We start from the raw sequence: 15,668 nt of genomic DNA on the forward strand, positions 1-15,668 counted from the left end.
GCGGGGTAGGGAGAAAAGATCATGCCAGCCTTGGATACGCATCCGCGATTGCATCGCCCGTAAACTGGGCAACCCAGCCTTCCGGATTGTCGAAAATACGAATGGCGGTAAAGTTCGGCTCTGAACCCATGTCAAACCAGTGCGGCGTGCCTGCAGGTACGGAAATCAGGTCGTTTTTCTCGCACAGCACCTGATACACCTCATCGCCGATGTGCAGGCAGAATAGTCCCGCCCCTTCCACGAAAAAGCGCACTTCGTCTTCGCCGTGGGTGTGCTCGTTCAGAAACTTCGCGCGCAGCGCCTCTTTCTGCGGATTGTCGGCGCGAAGGCTAATCACGTCCCAGCTCTGATAACCTTTCTCTGCCACCAGCTTGTCGATTGCATGCTGATACGCCTCAATCACGGCTTCAGGCGCGGGATCCTGCCCTAAATCACGGTCTGCCGCCCAGCGTTCAAACCGCACGCCTTTGGCGTTGAGCTGTTGGGCAATCTCGGCGGCGTCGGTGCTGTGCCACAGGTGATGACTGGCGTCTTTATCGGAATAAATGGTCAATGCGCTCATGAAGGGATCTGCTCCGGGTTAATCTCGTCAAACTGGTGGATCTGATGGTGATGGCTTGCGCCGTCATCTTCACCGCGTATCAGTTGCAGGGTGCGAAAACCCGCCTGTTCAGCCGCGTCCAGCTCCTGATGAATATCCGACAGGAACAGGATCTGCGACGGGGCGATGCCCGTTTGCGCCGCAATATTTTGATAAGACTGCACCTCACGCTTGGCGCCGATGCGGGTATCAAAATAGCCGCTGAACAGATGAGTAATATCACCTTCGTCGCTGTAGCCAAATAACAGTTTCTGCGCGGCGACGGAGCCAGAGGAATAAACATAGAGATCAATCCCTTGTGCCTTCCATTTTTCCAGCGCGGGCAGTACATCAGGGTAGAGATGGCCGGTAAAGTCACCGTTGACGTAACCGTCCTGCCAGATGATGCCTTGCAGGGCTTTGAGCGCCGTCGATTTGCGGTCTTCATCCATAAAGGTAAACAGCACGTTGATGAGATCGCTGACGCTGGCATGCGGAGTGCTGATTTCATCGCGCAGGTTGTCCAGAATCGATTTGACCGGCTCGGCGTACTGCTGCGCGGTCACAAAGGCCGCCAGCCGCTCACGCGCGTAAGGGAACAAAACATCATGGACAAAACGGATATCGCTGGTGGTCCCTTCAATATCCGTCACAATCGCGCGAATCATACTCTCTCCCATTGTCGTAAACGCATTTCGCATTCAAATAAGAATTCTAAACCTTCCAGATGACGGCGGGCTTCGGCCACGTCGCGTCCCCAGCAGGTTAAGCCATGACCGCGCAGAAGAAAACCATAATTAAGCGGGCGTTCCTGCGCGTAATGGGCGATGCGAGAGGCGAGGGCGTCGATGTCCTGGTCATTATCAAACACCGGGATGGCCACCGTATCCCGATGCGTGGTCTGCCCGGTAAGGGATTTTTGCATCTCGAAGCCGGAGATCTTCAGCTCGGTCTCGTTGACCAGCCGCGACAGCACCGTGGCATTGACGGTGTGAACGTGCAGGACGGCGTTAGCCTCCGGGAACAGGCGATAGATGAGGGTATGCAGCCCGGTCTCTGCCGACGGTTTACGGCCAGAAGGCGCACGGTTGGTGGCGATTTCAACCTGTAGAAAATCGGCGGTGGTCAGGCTGCCTTTGTCTTTTCCGGATTCGCTCAGCCAGCACAGATGTTCATCCTGACGCACGGACATATTGCCGCCGGTAGCGGGCGCCCAGCCTTTAGCGCCAATCCAGCGGCAGGCCTCGACCAGGTGTGTGAGTTGCAGGTTGTCTGTCATTTCCTTTTACCCTCTCGGTCAGGAATATTTATATCATTTAGACGTCTAAGCGTCTTGATTGCCAGAGACTAACATCGTGTTATAGTGTCAGCAACATAAGTATTACAGGCAGGCACACTACAATGAGCAATAACCCGTTGATCCCGCAGAGTAAACTTCCGAATCTCGGCACGACGATTTTTACGCAGATGAGCGCCCTGGCGCAGCAGCACAACGCCATTAACCTCTCACAAGGTTTCCCGGATTTTGACGGGCCGAAATATTTGCAGGAGCGTCTGGCGTACCACGTTGCGCAGGGAGCCAACCAGTATGCGCCGATGACCGGCGTGCAGGCGTTGCGTGAAGCCATTGCGGATAAAACGGCGGAGTTATACGGCCATAAGCCTGACGCGAACAGCGATATCACGGTAACCGCAGGGGCCACCGAAGCGCTGTATGCGGCGATAACCGCCCTGGTGCGTACGGGCGATGAGGTGATTTGCTTTGACCCGAGCTACGATAGCTACGCCCCGGCGATTGAACTGGCCGGTGGCGTGGTGAAACGCGTGGCGCTCCAGCCGCCGCATTTTCGTCCGGACTGGCAGGCGTTTGCCGCGCTGCTGAGCGATAAAACCCGGCTGGTGATCCTGAATACGCCACACAACCCATCGGCGACGGTGTGGCAGAAAAGCGATTTTGCCGCCCTGTGGCAGGCCATCGCCGAACGTGAAATCTATGTTCTGAGCGACGAGGTGTATGAGCACATCTGCTTTGCCGAAGAGGGTCATGCCAGCGTGCTGGCGCATCCGCAGCTTCGCGAGCGCGCAATCGCGGTATCATCATTTGGGAAAACCTACCATATGACCGGCTGGAAGGTAGGGTACTGCGTGGCGCCCGCCGCCATCAGTGCTGAGCTGCGTAAAGTGCACCAGTATTTGACGTTTGCCGTAAACACACCCGCCCAGCTGGCGCTGGCGGATATGCTGCGCGCTGAACCTGAACATTACCGGGACCTGCCAGCTTTTTACCGTGCGCGGCGGGATCGGTTTGTGACTGCCTTGAGCGAGAGTCGGCTGGAGATCCTGCCATGCGAAGGCACCTACTTCCTGCTGGCGGACTACAGCGCGATTTCCGATCTGGATGATGTCAGTTTTTGCCAGTGGCTGACGAAAGAGGTGGGCGTGGCGGCCATTCCGCTGTCGGTGTTCTGCGCCGATCCCTTCCCGCATAAACTGATTCGTCTTTGCTTTGCGAAGCAGGAGGCGACGCTGCTGGCAGCGGCTGCGCGCTTAAATTCGCTCTGACTATTCAACCGTCCAGGCTTCTGAAAAACGACGGTCCGCGAAGAGTTCCAGCAGACCGTTGATTTGCTTCAGTCGCAGCACTTCATCGCTGTCCATACCCAACTCCAGGCCAATTTTCTGCTCACTCCAGCCCATAAGCACCAGTTCTCGCACGATTTCTGACATGGCATTGATCTGGTGGCGTCCACGCGCGCGGTTGTGACGAATGGTTGTAGCCATGCGATCGAACTTTTCCTGGCGTGCTTTACGCAGGCAGGTAACAGGGAGGTAACCTTTAAGTTGACGCTTCAGAATAGCCCGATGACTGCCAAGCTCATGGCGATGGAATCCATCGACAATTTCATAGCTCTCAGGCGCATTTTCCGTCACAACGATAGGTTGTGTGAATCCATCCAGCTCCAGTGATTTGCTGAGCAACCGCTTCTCCGCCGGAGCGACATTATTTGGGTTGTAGTCATTGGCGGTGATGTCAGTCTGTTTTATCCACAATACGCAGTCGACGGGTTGATTATTAAAAGGGCTGATTTCGTGTAATGCCTGGCGAAAGGCATTAATAGCGCCGATTTTCTCTTCTTCAGAAAGGGCCTGCAGGTACGTCTGCATTTCTCTGATTATTTGCTGCTGCATAAAATCCCCCATTCCTTGCGTTTGGCTTTCACTCTTTCGCTGTAGCGTTGATAGTGTTTAGGTTTGTTTGGACTAAATGAGAGAGCCCGGCACCAGTAGTCATTGTTGAGTAAAACCTTGCAAATGCGTCGCCAGGAAGGGATATCTTTTGCGCCAATGTCACCCTCCTGCGTATCGGGAATATCCTCCAGGCCTCGCTTTTGATACCAGTGGAGATAAATTGCGATTTTATTTCGGTAATGTTCCGCCGTATTTTGCGGCATGCTGTCGAGTAGCAGCATGGCGTATTCGCGCCAGCCGAGATGGTCAGGTTTCAGGATCTTCCGGTGGCCATAAAAATGGTTATCGTGCCCGGCATAAATACCTCCACTTCGCACGCCGCAGGCGCGTTCACACATAGCCGCCCAGCGTTCGGGTTCAATGACATGATAGAGCCATAAGCCCTGACGCTGTTCCGGACCAAACGGTTCGCAGATGCGCATATAACGCGGCGGCACCCCAGCCTTGTACATCAGGTCGTATAACGGGTTATAGCAACATTTTGATTTCGCGAACCACGTCCAGATGTCGGCGGTTTTCCAGTCGTACAGTGGGTAGATATACCAGGCGTGCCCACCCGGGGCGACGGTCGTCCAGGGTTTATCGTCAGAAAAGCGCTGCTTACGCGCCGACGCGATAGCCAGAAAGCGGTTGTAAGATTCATCGGCGCGGATCCCCACCATGACTGCGGAAGGACGTCTTTGCGCATACCATTCGGCAAACTCGCGCACGAAGGCTTCAAACGTCATTCCCTGCTGATAAAAATCGAAATAGTGATAATCGGTAATGGCATCTTCTGGTGGCTGGCGAACCCAGTTTGTTCCGGGTTCCCAGCACTGCCATTCAGGTTGAAACTGTGACAGGGCGTTCTGGGTCGTGAGCGGAAGCGCTACCCACCAGAACTGGTGGATAACATCCCGATAGAGCGTTTTCATAGCGTCAACATGCTGAATGGTCGACGAGAATTGCGCTTCCCAGTCCAGAAAGATGACGTCTATTTTTCGCTTTAATTGCCGTGCTTTCTGGGCAACAAGATGCAGCATCACGGTAGAATCTTTTCCACCGGAAAAGGAAACGCATACCCTGGGGAAATTGTTAAGCGTCCAGTGTATGCGTTCCGCAGAAGCGTCTAAAACATTTTCCTGTAAAGGGATTTTATAGTTCGACATGATTAATCGCGTCCTGCGTGTTAAATGTCTTGGGAAAATCAAAACGATATTATGGAATTATTTATCCTTAATTTCACGGAGTCATTTTTTTCGGTTCGCTTTAATTATATTCACCATGCAAATGTATTTTACGCAGACGGCGGAGAAACGCAGAGCTTATGCATTTTTTCAATGAATGTTGAAAAAACAGAGCTATTCAGTGATGAACGGCCGTAGAGCATATAGATCTTTAATTCAGGCAGCGCAAACGGTGGCTCAAGCCTTTTTAATTTCAAAGATTCTTTAAATGTTTCATAGATCGACATGGGGATATAGCCTAACAAATCAGATGAACTGACCATAGAGATGAGAGAGCTAAGGGAGTCGGTGCGAAAAGCAATATTTCTTTCCGGAAAAGCGTCATTGGCCCGACTCTGGAACTCTTTTACACCCGGATGAGCACTCTGGTAAAAAGTGAATTTCTCCTGGTATAGCGCGTCCACTGTGGCTGTGTCAGCGAGCCTTGGGTGGTCTGCTCTACAGATTAAGGCTATCGGCACCGTAGTGAAGTGGGTGCAGACCACAGAGCGATTGTGGATAGGTGCGATAGAGAAGATGAGATCGGCTTTACGATAGGCCAACAAATCTTCCGCTGATTCGGAGGAAATAAGCATATCTCTTTGTTCTATCTCATAATTCTCCTCAGATATTAAAAGCTTCAACGGTTCCAGCATCGAACCAGGAGACACCATTTGAGTGCAATAGATAACGAACTTTTTCTTGATGTCCGAGTGATGCATCATGTTGATCGTCTGCTCAAGCTGATTGAGATTTTTTTCCAGATGATGATGCAAGTTGGTACCTACCGTGGTGGGCGTAATTCCCTTCCCTGAACGGATAAACAGGGGGTCATCAAGCTGACCGCGCAGGCGTTGCAGCGACTGGCTGACGGCGGATGGTGTGATATAAAGCGTCTCGGCAGCCCTACTGATACTGAGATGTTGGTAAATGCATTCGAAGATAACTAACAGATTGAGATCGAATTTTTTTAGGTCGTAGAGGTTTGCCATGTTTCGTCCTGAGTGAGTTGAGTTTGCTGTCGTTATCACACCATGGAGTACGACAGAGTGTAGTTACCCTTTACAATCCGTGTGAATAACTCGCTTAATTTAAAATTTAAGTGATCTTAATATATCACGGCTTTGGATTATTGAAACATATCTTCAAGAGTTATTAAGATAATTTTATCTTTAAAGTGTGATTGAATTATTTGAATGACAAATGGCGTTTATATATAGCGTGAAACCCATAATGAAATTAAATTTATAATGTTTCAATGACCTGTTCGAATCTGCCTATCACAGCCATAGGCAGGACTATCCCTCTTATGCATTGCTCATTGCGCGCAGGGGTGCTGTAATCAAACCGCTGTTACGGCCTTGATACAAGGTATGTAGAGCGCAACGCAACGCCAGCTTCGGCTGGCACTGAATGTACCTGCGGGGAATTCAGGTATCAGGGCCGCCCGTTGAGGCGGCCTTTTTACTTTCAGGCTCTCCTGTAAAAGGTTCACCTTGCTGTCTTGTTGCTGTTGTAAGGTTTGGCTGATTGATTTGATAAAGCATACGCATTAGCCCCGATGAACAAAGTTGGTTACCTTACACCTCAACGAAAACACGGAGGAAGTACAGATGTCCTTGATTAACACCAAAATTAAACCTTTCAAAAACCAGGCGTTCAAAAACGGTGAGTTCATCGAAGTTACTGAGAAAGATACCGAAGGCCGCTGGAGCGTGTTCTTCTTCTATCCGGCTGACTTCACCTTCGTTTGCCCGACCGAACTGGGTGACGTTGCAGACCACTACGAAGAACTGCAAAAGCTGGGCGTAGACGTTTACTCTGTTTCTACCGATACCCACTTCACCCACAAAGCGTGGCACAGCAGCTCTGAAACTATCGCGAAAATCAAATACGCGATGATCGGCGACCCGACTGGCGCCCTGACCCGTAACTTCGACAACATGCGTGAAGATGAAGGCCTGGCTGACCGTGCGACCTTCGTTGTTGACCCGCAGGGCATTATCCAGGCTATCGAAGTTACCGCTGAAGGTATCGGCCGTGATGCATCTGACCTGCTGCGCAAAGTGAAGGCGGCTCAGTACGTTGCTTCTCACCCAGGCGAAGTGTGCCCGGCGAAATGGAAAGAAGGCGAAGCGACGCTGGCGCCATCTCTGGACCTGGTCGGCAAGATCTAAGTCTGTAAAGCCTGGCGGCGCTACGCTTGCACAGGCCTACAGTATCGTAGGCCGGGTAAACGAAGTGCCACCCGGCAATCAATGGGCGCACCCGCGCCCATTTCATTCCAGCACCATGATGCAAGTTGCATTCAGGCAGCCCGTATAAGGCGGCTTGCATGATGACGTTTTAAGAGAGGGAAGAATAATGCTCGACACTAACATGAAAACCCAGCTCAAGGCCTACCTTGAGAAACTGACCAAACCTGTTGAGCTGATTGCCACGCTGGACGACAGCGCGAAATCGGCAGAAATCAAAGCGCTGCTGACAGAGATTGCTGAGCTGTCGCCGAAAGTGACCTTCAAAGAAGACAACACGCTGGCAGTCCGTAAGCCTTCTTTCCTGATCGCCAACCCAGGGTCTGACCAGGGGCCGCGTTTCGCGGGTTCTCCGCTGGGGCACGAATTTACGTCCCTGGTGCTGGCGCTGCTGTGGACCGGTGGTCATCCGTCAAAAGAAGCGCAGGCGCTGCTGGAGCAGATCCGCGATATCGACGGTGATTTTGAGTTTGAAACCTATTACTCGCTCTCCTGCCACAACTGCCCGGACGTGGTGCAGGCGCTGAACCTGATGTCAGTGCTCAACCCACGCATTAAGCACACGGCGATTGACGGCGGTACGTTCCAGAACGAAATCACCGAGCGCAACGTGATGGGCGTTCCGGCGGTTTACCTGAATGGTCAGGAGTTCGGCCAGGGGCGTATGACGCTGACCGAAATCATCGCCAAAGTGGATACCGGCGCAGAAAAACGTGCGGCGGAAGAGTTGAACCAACGTGATGCGTACGACGTGCTGATTGTTGGCTCCGGCCCGGCGGGCGCGGCGGCAGCGGTTTACTCCGCACGTAAAGGGATCCGTACCGGTCTGATGGGCGAGCGTTTCGGTGGTCAGGTTCTGGATACCGTAGACATTGAAAACTACATTTCCGTGCCGAAAACCGAAGGCCAGAAGCTGGCCGGGGCGTTGAAAGCGCACGTCAGCGACTACGACGTGGATGTCATTGACAGCCAAAGCGCCAGCAAACTGGTTCCGGCCGCGGTCGAGGGTGGTTTGCACCAGATTGAAACGGCGTCCGGCGCGGTGCTGAAGGCGCGCAGCGTGATCATTGCCACTGGCGCGAAATGGCGCAACATGAACGTGCCGGGCGAAGATCAGTATCGCACCAAAGGCGTGACCTATTGCCCGCACTGTGACGGCCCGCTGTTCAAAGGTAAACGCGTAGCGGTGATCGGCGGCGGTAACTCCGGCGTGGAAGCGGCTATCGACCTGGCGGGGATTGTTGAACACGTTACCCTGCTGGAGTTCGCCCCTGAGATGAAAGCGGACCAGGTGTTACAGGATAAAGTACGTAGCCTGAATAACGTCGACATTGTGCTCAATGCCCAGACGACAGAAGTGAAAGGCGACGGCAGCAAAGTGACCGGTCTGGAATACCGTGACCGCGTGAGTGGCGATATCCACAGCGTAGCGCTGGCGGGGATCTTCGTTCAGATTGGCCTGCTGCCAAACACTACCTGGCTGGAAGGCGCAATTGAGCGCAACCGCATGGGCGAGATCATCATCGATGCGAAATGCGAAACCAGCGTGAAGGGCGTATTTGCGGCGGGCGACTGCACCACCGTGCCGTACAAACAGATCATCATCGCCACTGGCGAAGGGGCGAAAGCGTCGCTGAGCTCGTTTGATTACCTGATCCGCACCAAAACTGCATAATAAAAGAAAGCAAGACGACACCTGCAATACAAGAGGCCACCAAAAGGTGGCCTCTTTTTTTATCTGACGACCATCACCGGAATGTGGGTGTGGCGGATCACGCTGGAGGCGTTCGACCCCAGCAGGTGCGTGGTAATAGACGGGTTGCGCGAACCAATCACCACCACGTCTGCGTTCAGCTCCGCGGCCAGTTCATTAACGGCGTCACGCACGCTACCGAACCGGACGTGGGTTTTTATGCGGGAAGGATCGATGCTGAAGTGCCCGACCATGGTTTGCAGGCGCGTCTCGGCTTCATGCTGTAAATGCTCTTCAAAACGACGCACATCAGCAGCGAAACGATGCAGGCTCAGGCTGGCAGAGCCCGGTAAAACATGCAGAAGATGAATAACTCCGTCCTGCTGCGCGAGAAATTCCGCGTGACGTACAGCCTTATCACTCAGTTCCATTTCGAAAACATCAACCGGCATAATGATTGTTTGATACATACCCGTTTCTCCTTGTTTATAAACGCTGCAATCATTCAACCACAAAATATAAATGGTTTCTGTAATCCCGACAGCACTTTTATCTCGCCAGGATAAATCTCAAAACAGCCGGATTCCGGGGCATATCCCGAGAGGTAGCTACCCTTTTATAAGCTTACCCACACCCTTTCGGAGGTTGCATGAAAGCTCTCACCTATCACGGTCCACATCATGTTCGGGTCGATAATGTCCCCGATCCGGGCATCGAACAGCCTGACGATATCATCCTGCGCGTAACGGCCACGGCGATCTGTGGTTCTGATTTGCATCTTTATCGCGGAAAAATTCCCAAGGTCCAGCACGGCGATATCTTTGGTCATGAATTTATGGGCGAGGTGGTGGAGTGCGGGAGCGAAGTGAAGAACGTGCAGAAAGGTGACCGGGTGGTGATCCCGTTTGTGATTGCCTGCGGTGACTGTTTCTTTTGCCAGATGCAACAGTACGCGGCCTGCGAAAACACGAACCGCGGGCAGGGCGCGGCGCTGAACAAAAAGCAAATTCCCGCCCCTGCCGCGCTGTTTGGCTACAGCCATCTTTACGGCGGCGTGCCGGGCGGACAGGCGGAGTATGTGCGCGTGCCGAAAGGCAACGTAGGGCCGTTTAAAGTGCCTCAGCTGCTGTCAGACGACAAAGCGCTTTTCCTGTCAGATATTCTGCCTACCGCCTGGCAGGCGGCGAAAAATGCGCAGATCCAGAAAGGCTCCAGCGTCGCCGTATTCGGGGCCGGGCCGGTGGGGTTGCTGACCATTGCCTGCGCGCGGCTTCTCGGCGCAGAGCAGATTTTTGTGGTTGACCATCATCCCTATCGACTGCGGTTTGCCCAGGAGCGCTACGGCGCGATCCCGATTAACTTTGATGACGATAACGACGCGGCGGAGAAAATCATTGAGCAAACGGCCGGGCAGCGCGGGGTGGATGCGGTGATTGATGCCGTCGGGTTTGAGGCCAAAGGCAGCACGACGGAAACGATCCTCAGTAACCTGAAAATTGAAGGCAGCAGCGGCAAAGCCCTGCGCCAGTGCATTGCTGCGGTGCGACGCGGCGGCGTGGTCAGCGTGCCGGGCGTGTACGCCGGTTTCATCCATGGCTTCCTGTTTGGCGATGCCTTCGATAAAGGGCTGAGCTTTAAGATGGGGCAGACGCACGTCCACGCCTGGCTGGGAGAGCTGCTGCCGCTTATCGAAAAAGGGTTGCTTACACCGGAAGATATTGTGACCCACTATCTTCCGCTGGCTGATGCGGAGCGCGCCTATAAGATCTTCGAAAAACGGGAGGAGGAGTGCCGCAAGGTGATCCTGGTGCCTGGCGCAGACACCCCGGAGGCTGCGCAGCAGAAAGTGAAGGGACTGGTGAATGCCTTCCCCGGCGGCGTTGTGTGAGGTTTCGTCCCCACGGCACTACGACAGAGTAAACATGGATTAAGCGGTTTTTGTCCGATATAACACAATCGGGTGAATTTGCGGAAAGAGGATGCAGGTGCATCCTCTGTGCAAAGCGGGGTCGCTTGTTCAGAAGGGATTAACGCAGGTAATCGCCAGCGGCTTCGGGCTGGTAGAGCAGCTCAAGCACTTCCAGATGGGCTGAGGCGCCGCCCGGGAGTTCCCAGTGGATAGTATCGCCCGTGCGCAGTCCAAGCAGCGCCGCGCCCACGGGTGCCAGCACCGAAAGCTGCATGCTGCTGTCGGTCATCTGCGCCGGATAGACCAGCGTACGGGTGAGTTCCTCCCCGGTGGTCAGGTTGCGGAACTTCACCTGGCTGTTCATGGTGACCACATCATGCGGCATGGTCTCAGGCGTACACATCTGCGCCCGGTCTAGCTCTTCGTTCAGCGCATCGGCTACCGGCAGCGAGGCGAATTCTGGTTTCTCCAACAGTCGGTCAATACGTTCTGCGTCGAGTTCATTGATGATAATCGTAGGTCTGGACATTTTTACTCCATGTCGTTAATGCTGCGTGTAACGCAGAAACCAATCCAAAAGAAAACCCTCGCCGTCTGGCAGCGAGGGTTTAACTTATCTGATGATACTGTCTGAAACCCTAAGTTTGAAGTGATGAAGGTCACATTCGTGCGCCATATGAATTTTTGGCAATAAACCCGCCATCCCGATTCACGCTGAACGGAAATTTCGTTACGCTGGTAAAACTTAAACCGGGCAATGCGCGTTGCAGCCCCAGTGTAGAGAGAGCGATATGTACTTTTACCAACCGTCTCAGGGGCACGGCCTGCCGCACGACCCGCTGAACGCCAGTATCGGTCCACGTCCGATTGGCTGGATTTCATCCTGTGATAAGGCCGGTCAACTGAACCTTGCCCCGTACAGCTTCTTTAACTGCTTTAACTATCGCCCACCGATCATTGGTTTTTCCAGCAACGGCTGGAAGGATAGCGTACGGAATATTACCGAAACGGGAGAGTTTGTCTGGAACCTCGCAACGCGCGATCTGGCTGAGGCGATGAATGAAACCTCCGCCACGCTCCCTCATGGCGAGGATGAATTTACCTTTGCCGGCCTGACTCCCGTAGCCAGCCAGCTTGTTAGCTCGCCGCGCGTGGCGGAAAGCCCGGTGAATTTTGAGTGTCGATTGTCACAGTGCATTCAGTTGACCGGCGCGGATGGGACACCGATTGATACCTGGCTGGTGCTCGGCGAAGTGGTGGGCGTCCATATCGCTGAGAGTTTGCTGGAAGAGGGGATTTACCAGACCGCGAAAGCGCAGCCCATTCTGCGTGCGGGTGGACCGTCCGCCTACTACGGCATCAGCGACAGCCATCGCTTCGATCTGGTACGCCCGGATGCGCGCAGGAACAATCAGTAACCAGCTTTATCGATAACAAACTGTTTGCCGCAGTTGCCCGGATGCGGCTGTGGCGCAAAGGTGCTGGCTGAGAGCGAGTTGTTAATGGTGCTGGATTTTAGCGAGATCTGCATCTCGGTCAGATAAGCCGGATTGCCATGGCAGGTAAGCTTGAACGCTTTTACGTTCTGTTTCCCCCAGCTTTTGGCCACGGCTGCATCAAAGTCGCTACGGCGGACGGTCTTGCCATAGTTTTCCGCCAGAAATTCCCCAACCGCACTATTTTTCACTTCCTGGTTCATGCGCACCATGGTGCCGAAGTAAGCGTCGGGATCAAAACCAAAGCAGACGCCGTGTTTCGCGTATTCATAACGTTCAAGGCAGGAGTTGCCGCCCGCGCCGGGCATCACGCTGTTCAGCTTCGCCGCGCCCGTTAGCGATAGTCCGGTCTCTGCGGCGTCACATTTGCGGCTGGCTTTTGCTTCCGGCAAATTCGGAACCGGACGAGTGGCACAGCCGAAGCGCATCCAGCGGCGTTCATCCACTCCGCGAGCGGCAATAGATTTCGGCAGTGCTGGCCATAAGCCGTGGACGGTCAGAAAATCGGTTTTGTTGCTGCTCTCTTTTTGCAGGCGACACTCTTCCGGTTCGTCACGGTTGCGTTCGACCATACTCTGGCAAAATCCCGTTTGCCAGGAAAGAGCCAGAACGTAGCGATCGAAATCGCCGTACTGGGTTGGCTTAAGCGGATCTGCCTGAATTGAGAAGACACAGAGTGCAAGCGCTACTGCGCCAGACGGGATAACGATATCCTTCCTGAACATTTGCTTTCCTGATTGGTTGGGCGCGATTAATTTCTGGAGGTTATTAAAGCACAAAAAGCGCCCGCAGGCGCTTTTTGGAAAGCAGGAATTTCGCTTAGGCAGCGCCGGGAACCAGCACTTCGGTGGCGATAATAACGATAATCAGGCCAACCAGCACCGGCACTGACGTGCGTTTTACCACTTCAAACGGAGAGATTTTTGCCATCCCTGCAACCGCAACCACCACGCCCGATACCGGAGAAATGGTACGACCCAGGTTGGAGGCCTGGAGCATCGGAATGGACAGGTAAGCCGGGTTGATGCCGGAGGAGTGTGCCAGCTTAGGGATCATCTCAACAAACGCATAGAAGGGCGCGTTACCGGAGCCGGTAGTCATCGCCGCCAGCATGGTCAGTACCACCAGCACCAGCATCAGGATAATGCTGGCCGAGCCGAACGAGGTGGCGATAGAGATCAGGCTCTGGATAAAGCCGATTGTGCTCAGCCCCTGAGCAAACACCCCCGCGGCAACCAGCAGCATCACCACGCCCGCGAAGGCATCCGCCATACCGCGGAAGGCGACTTCAAGACCCGTGAACACCTTCTGGGTATTAAAGCCACGAACAAATTCCAGGATGGCCGCCAGCAGCATACAGATCACCAGGATAGTGATGATGTGCAGCTGAGGGCCCCATTTGCCGTCAAAAATAAGCACGCCAATAATCGGCGTGAAGGGCAGGATGGAATAAAACGCCGGGGCGGTAGTGGTGATTTCACTGACGTCCATCATCTCATGGCTGACGTTCTCTTTCTTATCGAGGTAGCGTTGCCAGAAGAAATGCGCCACGCCCATGCCGAGAATAGCGGTGATGGAGATTGGCAGTGTGGTTTTGAAGGCGAAGTCAATCAGCGACATTTCCGCGGCTTTCGCGGCCAGCACCACGTCACCGGAAGTAGGGGAGAGAATAATCGCCGCCGGAGAGGCGCAAATAGCCGCCGCTGCGCCACGGCTGATCCCGACGTTAACCATTACCGGGAATAACGTCGCCATTAACAGCACGCCAAGGCCCGTTGCTGAGGAAACGGCTAATGACATCAGACAGGCCAGGAAATAAGCCGCGACCATCAGCAGATAGGGGGAGTTAATATATTGCAGCGGCTTAGAAGCCAGCTTCACCACCATATCATTCGCGCCGATATGGGTCATATAGGCAGCAAATCCGCAGAGCATCATGATCATCATGCCCAGATCGCCGCCGCGGCTCATCAGCAGAATTTTTATATATTCCACAATATCGGTAGCGGTATATCCGGTACTGGCTTCGCTGGCGGGTAAAACCTGATGACCCATTAGCGCGCTAATGATCAGCAGCGTCAGGCCGCCGACAAATAGCACGCCGGTGGCTGAGTAACCTTTAATGATGTAGCGTGCTACACCAACAATGACCACGACTCCAATGAGGAGTTCGAGAAAAGTAAGCATGATTTCCCCTGTATCCTTGCTGCCCGAGAGACAAATAATCAATAAAAAAGAAGCTGAAATGTGCCGAATAAATGTCCAGTCCTTGCTGATTAAAATCAAGAAAGAGACTACTAAAGGCACTGATGACGATATTTTTGCTAACCCTGCGTCATTTATATTAAGACGTTATTGACCTGATGAATAGATATTATATGTCATTAAAATGATGGTGAAGTGTTAAGGTTTTGAGTATTACTTGCCGACAATCGATTTAAAACGTAAATCTCTTTAAAACCACTTCTCTTTCATTCTTTTGCCTGCTTATACTCGGTTCACTTTTACCCTATCCGACGATCTGAATATGCACGCCAGCTGGACATATCGCCTGCGCTTTATCAAAAAACATCTGCTGATGTTTTTGCTGGCGTTTGGCTGGCTGTTGATCCAGAGTCAGGTGGCCGTCGCCTCCCATCAATGTTCAATGGATTTGCGCGGTGAGGTGGCCACCATCCAGCATATGGATATGATGGCGGAACCGGGGCCGCATTATGCTGCCGGTGCTTCACCGCTGTGTGAAAAACATTGTGTGCCGGATCAGGTACAAAAAGAACCTGCCCAGCCGCATCTGGTGGCGCTGCCTGCCGCCATGACGCTGACCTTAACGACGCCAGAGTGTTCATCTGCAAGCCATTCTGCGTGGTCTGTTACACCTCCTGCTGTGGGGCCGCCGGCAACGATCCGCTATTGCCGGTTTCGGGAGTAAAAACCTGTTAATTCGTTGATTTTATTTACTTAACGTTTAACAGGAGTTTTATCATGCGTACCCTATTCCTTTCCGCGCTGGTTGGCGCGTCCATCTCTTTCGCTTCTTATACCGTTCAGGCAAACCAGACCTGGCAGGGCCGCGGCGTGGTTCAGTCGATCTCTGACAATGCCGTCATGCTCCGTCACGAGGCCATACCGGAACTAAAATGGCCAGCGATGACCATGCCGTTTACTTTATCTGCCGGCGCCACGCTGAATGGCGCCAAACCGGGGGATGAGGTGACCTTCACGCTTGAGCGTGCGGGTGACGGTTTCCAGATTATCTCGCTGACGCCAGCGCGCTAAGCGAG

17 protein-coding genes are annotated in these 15,668 nt (G+C 53.4%); 7 read left to right on the top strand and 10 right to left on the bottom strand.

The genetic code is table 11. The annotated features are described in order from the left end of the window. Window positions 1-19: 19 nt before the first annotated feature. Genes ACQG1K_RS06255 through ACQG1K_RS06265 form a run of 3 tightly spaced genes read right to left on the bottom strand, consistent with a single transcriptional unit; the run spans window position 20 to window position 1,859 of the window. On the bottom strand, window positions 20-562 hold the full coding sequence (locus ACQG1K_RS06255) for a 1,2-dihydroxy-3-keto-5-methylthiopentene dioxygenase (RefSeq protein WP_058645960.1): 543 nt from the start codon (window positions 560-562) through the stop codon (window positions 20-22). Beyond that, window positions 559-1,248 carry an acireductone synthase gene (mtnC, locus tag ACQG1K_RS06260; RefSeq protein ID WP_022647406.1) on the bottom strand — a complete coding sequence of 230 codons (690 nt, stop codon included), beginning with the start codon at window positions 1,246-1,248 and terminating at the stop codon, window positions 559-561. The genes ACQG1K_RS06255 and mtnC overlap by 4 nt, the downstream gene beginning before the upstream one ends. After that, window positions 1,245-1,859: a methylthioribulose 1-phosphate dehydratase gene (locus ACQG1K_RS06265; protein ID WP_022647407.1), complete on the bottom strand. Its 615-nt coding sequence runs from the start codon at window positions 1,857-1,859 to the stop codon at window positions 1,245-1,247. Before ACQG1K_RS06265 ends, mtnC begins: the two co-directional genes overlap by 4 nt. 122 nt (window positions 1,860-1,981) lie before the next feature. Between ACQG1K_RS06265 and ACQG1K_RS06270 the strand changes: the two genes are divergently transcribed. Then, a complete protein-coding gene (locus ACQG1K_RS06270; protein ID WP_022647408.1) occupies window positions 1,982-3,142 on the top strand; it encodes a pyridoxal phosphate-dependent aminotransferase in 1,161 nt (386 codons plus the stop codon). On the opposite strand, the gene ACQG1K_RS06275 is transcribed toward ACQG1K_RS06270, so the two are convergent. The 3 genes from ACQG1K_RS06275 to citR form a co-directional block, all read right to left on the bottom strand. Beyond that, window positions 3,143-3,769, bottom strand: a complete 627-nt coding sequence (locus ACQG1K_RS06275) for an IbrB-like domain-containing protein (protein WP_032624678.1) — start codon at window positions 3,767-3,769, stop codon at window positions 3,143-3,145. Further along, entirely contained in the window at window positions 3,754-4,977 is a 1,224-nt protein-coding gene (locus tag ACQG1K_RS06280; RefSeq protein WP_032621657.1) for a phosphoadenosine phosphosulfate reductase, read from the bottom strand. Before ACQG1K_RS06280 ends, ACQG1K_RS06275 begins: the two co-directional genes overlap by 16 nt. 128 nt (window positions 4,978-5,105) lie before the next feature. Beyond that, window positions 5,106-6,026: a DNA-binding transcriptional repressor CitR gene (gene citR, locus ACQG1K_RS06285; RefSeq protein WP_426720899.1), complete on the bottom strand. Its 921-nt coding sequence runs from the start codon at window positions 6,024-6,026 to the stop codon at window positions 5,106-5,108. Between the two features lie 621 nt (window positions 6,027-6,647). Between citR and ahpC the strand changes: the two genes are divergently transcribed. Both ahpC and ahpF read left to right on the top strand, forming a co-directional pair. Next, window positions 6,648-7,211 (top strand): alkyl hydroperoxide reductase subunit C, encoded by a 564-nt coding sequence (gene ahpC / locus ACQG1K_RS06290; protein ID WP_014882974.1) that lies wholly within the window; start codon window positions 6,648-6,650, stop codon window positions 7,209-7,211. A gap of 187 nt (window positions 7,212-7,398) precedes the next feature. After that, window positions 7,399-8,964 carry an alkyl hydroperoxide reductase subunit F gene (gene ahpF, locus ACQG1K_RS06295; protein WP_048965630.1) on the top strand — a complete coding sequence of 522 codons (1,566 nt, stop codon included), beginning with the start codon at window positions 7,399-7,401 and terminating at the stop codon, window positions 8,962-8,964. Window positions 8,965-9,023: 59 nt separating this feature from the next. Here ahpF and uspG read toward each other — a convergent pair whose 3' ends face one another. Then, on the bottom strand, window positions 9,024-9,452 hold the full coding sequence (gene uspG, locus ACQG1K_RS06300; protein ID WP_022647413.1) for a universal stress protein UspG: 429 nt from the start codon (window positions 9,450-9,452) through the stop codon (window positions 9,024-9,026). Between the two features lie 179 nt (window positions 9,453-9,631). Between uspG and ACQG1K_RS06305 the strand changes: the two genes are divergently transcribed. After that, window positions 9,632-10,870 carry a zinc-dependent alcohol dehydrogenase gene (locus ACQG1K_RS06305; RefSeq protein ID WP_015571156.1) on the top strand — a complete coding sequence of 413 codons (1,239 nt, stop codon included), beginning with the start codon at window positions 9,632-9,634 and terminating at the stop codon, window positions 10,868-10,870. Window positions 10,871-11,009: 139 nt separating this feature from the next. Here ACQG1K_RS06305 and rnk read toward each other — a convergent pair whose 3' ends face one another. Beyond that, window positions 11,010-11,420 (bottom strand): nucleoside diphosphate kinase regulator, encoded by a 411-nt coding sequence (gene rnk / locus ACQG1K_RS06310; RefSeq protein WP_022647414.1) that lies wholly within the window; start codon window positions 11,418-11,420, stop codon window positions 11,010-11,012. A gap of 262 nt (window positions 11,421-11,682) precedes the next feature. Here rnk and ACQG1K_RS06315 point away from each other — a divergent pair, with 262 nt between their 5' ends. Continuing rightward, window positions 11,683-12,309: a flavin reductase family protein gene (locus ACQG1K_RS06315; RefSeq protein WP_426720898.1), complete on the top strand. Its 627-nt coding sequence runs from the start codon at window positions 11,683-11,685 to the stop codon at window positions 12,307-12,309. On the opposite strand, the gene rna is transcribed toward ACQG1K_RS06315, so the two are convergent. Then, window positions 12,303-13,112, bottom strand: coding sequence for a ribonuclease I (gene rna / locus ACQG1K_RS06320; RefSeq protein WP_023299580.1), 810 nt, complete (start codon window positions 13,110-13,112; stop codon window positions 12,303-12,305). The two genes, ACQG1K_RS06315 and rna, sit on opposite strands and share 7 nt — an antisense overlap. A 94-nt stretch (window positions 13,113-13,206) precedes the next feature. Further along, window positions 13,207-14,574, bottom strand: a complete 1,368-nt coding sequence (gene dcuC / locus ACQG1K_RS06325) for an anaerobic C4-dicarboxylate transporter DcuC (protein WP_017382481.1) — start codon at window positions 14,572-14,574, stop codon at window positions 13,207-13,209. A 340-nt stretch (window positions 14,575-14,914) separates the two neighbouring features. On the opposite strand from dcuC, the gene ACQG1K_RS06330 reads away from it, so the two are divergent. Next, on the top strand, window positions 14,915-15,316 hold the full coding sequence (locus ACQG1K_RS06330; RefSeq protein WP_063201394.1) for a hypothetical protein: 402 nt from the start codon (window positions 14,915-14,917) through the stop codon (window positions 15,314-15,316). Between the two features lie 53 nt (window positions 15,317-15,369). Then, window positions 15,370-15,663, top strand: a complete 294-nt coding sequence (locus ACQG1K_RS06335) for a copper-binding protein (protein WP_023299583.1) — start codon at window positions 15,370-15,372, stop codon at window positions 15,661-15,663. The last annotated feature ends 5 nt before the right edge of the window (window positions 15,664-15,668 follow it).

Origin of the sequence: Enterobacter cloacae complex sp. 402C9, assembly GCF_050030745.1 — a bacterium.
Taxonomy (GTDB): domain Bacteria; phylum Pseudomonadota; class Gammaproteobacteria; order Enterobacterales; family Enterobacteriaceae; genus Enterobacter; species Enterobacter intestinihominis.

Bases quoted from the DNA above. Each gene is read 5' to 3' on its own strand.
- ACQG1K_RS06255 (WP_058645960.1), bottom strand. From the start codon at position 562: ATGAGCGCATTGACCATTTATTCCGATAAAGACGCCAGTCATCACCTG.
- mtnC (WP_022647406.1), bottom strand. From the start codon at position 1,248: ATGATTCGCGCGATTGTGACGGATATTGAAGGGACCACCAGCGATATC.
- ACQG1K_RS06265 (WP_022647407.1), bottom strand. From the start codon at position 1,859: ATGACAGACAACCTGCAACTCACACACCTGGTCGAGGCCTGCCGCTGG.
- ACQG1K_RS06270 (WP_022647408.1), top strand. From the start codon at position 1,982: ATGAGCAATAACCCGTTGATCCCGCAGAGTAAACTTCCGAATCTCGGC.
- ACQG1K_RS06275 (WP_032624678.1), bottom strand. From the start codon at position 3,769: ATGCAGCAGCAAATAATCAGAGAAATGCAGACGTACCTGCAGGCCCTT.
- ACQG1K_RS06280 (WP_032621657.1), bottom strand. From the start codon at position 4,977: ATGTCGAACTATAAAATCCCTTTACAGGAAAATGTTTTAGACGCTTCT.
- citR (WP_426720899.1), bottom strand. From the start codon at position 6,026: ATGGCAAACCTCTACGACCTAAAAAAATTCGATCTCAATCTGTTAGTT.
- ahpC (WP_014882974.1), top strand. From the start codon at position 6,648: ATGTCCTTGATTAACACCAAAATTAAACCTTTCAAAAACCAGGCGTTC.
- ahpF (WP_048965630.1), top strand. From the start codon at position 7,399: ATGCTCGACACTAACATGAAAACCCAGCTCAAGGCCTACCTTGAGAAA.
- uspG (WP_022647413.1), bottom strand. From the start codon at position 9,452: ATGTATCAAACAATCATTATGCCGGTTGATGTTTTCGAAATGGAACTG.
- ACQG1K_RS06305 (WP_015571156.1), top strand. From the start codon at position 9,632: ATGAAAGCTCTCACCTATCACGGTCCACATCATGTTCGGGTCGATAAT.
- rnk (WP_022647414.1), bottom strand. From the start codon at position 11,420: ATGTCCAGACCTACGATTATCATCAATGAACTCGACGCAGAACGTATT.
- ACQG1K_RS06315 (WP_426720898.1), top strand. From the start codon at position 11,683: ATGTACTTTTACCAACCGTCTCAGGGGCACGGCCTGCCGCACGACCCG.
- rna (WP_023299580.1), bottom strand. From the start codon at position 13,112: ATGTTCAGGAAGGATATCGTTATCCCGTCTGGCGCAGTAGCGCTTGCA.
- dcuC (WP_017382481.1), bottom strand. From the start codon at position 14,574: ATGCTTACTTTTCTCGAACTCCTCATTGGAGTCGTGGTCATTGTTGGT.
- ACQG1K_RS06330 (WP_063201394.1), top strand. From the start codon at position 14,915: ATGCACGCCAGCTGGACATATCGCCTGCGCTTTATCAAAAAACATCTG.
- ACQG1K_RS06335 (WP_023299583.1), top strand. From the start codon at position 15,370: ATGCGTACCCTATTCCTTTCCGCGCTGGTTGGCGCGTCCATCTCTTTC.